Source organism: Nocardioides malaquae, assembly GCF_015070385.1.
In the GTDB taxonomy this organism is placed as follows: domain Bacteria; phylum Actinomycetota; class Actinomycetes; order Propionibacteriales; family Nocardioidaceae; genus Nocardioides; species Nocardioides malaquae.
This window is the reverse complement of sequence record NZ_JADCSA010000159.1, coordinates 1-354: the sequence shown is the minus strand read 5'-3', so window position 1 is coordinate 354 and position 354 is coordinate 1. Positions and strand designations below refer to the sequence as shown.

Sequence of the window (354 nt, the reverse complement as noted above, 5' to 3'; positions counted from 1 at the left end):
AAACTGTTGTCCTTGACCACTGAATAAGATTGCCGTTTTCATAACTTAGTCCTCGCTAGTTTCCTGATGAGTCGCCACATAATCAACTAAATCACCAACCGTGGCTAACGCGTCATCCGTTTCGATTTCGATATCATATTCGTCTTCGATCTTATCGATCACTTCAAAAACGTCCAGACTATCAAGTGCTAAGTCTTCGGTAAAGTTCGTTGTCATCGTAATCTTGTCAGCATCCACGTCTAATTGTTCCACGATCATCTTTTTAATTTGGTCAAAAATTTCAGTTTTAGTCATTGTTGATTCCTCCAGAATTTTTAAATTAATTTTAAATGCTTGATTTCAGTTATCAATTAA

Annotated in this window: 1 protein-coding gene; it reads right to left on the bottom strand. The window is 36.2% G+C overall.

The window, feature by feature from the left end:
- Window positions 1–45 precede the first annotated feature (45 nt).
- Window positions 46–294: an acyl carrier protein gene (acpP, locus tag IEQ44_RS18535; protein ID WP_011101500.1), complete on the bottom strand. Its 249-nt coding sequence runs from the start codon at window positions 292–294 to the stop codon at window positions 46–48.
- Window positions 295–354: the final 60 nt, after the last annotated feature.